At 70.2% G+C, this 439-nt stretch carries 1 protein-coding gene; it reads right to left on the bottom strand.

What is annotated here, in order from left to right; all coding sequences use genetic code 11:
* Window positions 1-439: AMP-binding protein (locus JGU66_36225; GenBank protein MBJ6766223.1), on the bottom strand; the 439-nt coding region annotated here is incomplete at both ends.

Below are 439 nucleotides of genomic sequence, written 5' to 3' on the forward strand. Positions count from 1 at the left end.
CGCGCCCGCCTTGAGGATGCCCAGCATGCCCACGATGAGGTCTGGCGAGCGCTCCACGCACAAACCCACGCGACCACCCGGTCGCACGCCCAGACTCCCCAGGTGCCTCGCGAGCTGATTCGCGCGCGCCTCCACCTCGGCATACGTGAGGCGTTGCTCGCCCGAGGTGACCGCGACCGCGCTGGGCGTCTCGCCTGCCTGCATCGAGAAGAACGCATGCACGGGCAGCTCCCGAGGGAAGTCGCGGGCCGTGTCGTTCCACTCCACCAGGACGCGCCGCCGCTCCTCCGCCGTCATCAGCGGGAGGTCGAACACGCGCGACTCCGGCGCATCCAGCGCCGCTTCGATCAGGACGCGCAGCTGTCCCATCATCCGTTCGACCGTGGCCGCGTCGAACAGGTCGCTGCGGTACTCCATCCGGCCAATGAGCCCCTGCGGC

Source organism: Myxococcaceae bacterium JPH2, from assembly GCA_016458225.1.
In the GTDB taxonomy this organism is placed as follows: domain Bacteria; phylum Myxococcota; class Myxococcia; order Myxococcales; family Myxococcaceae; genus Citreicoccus.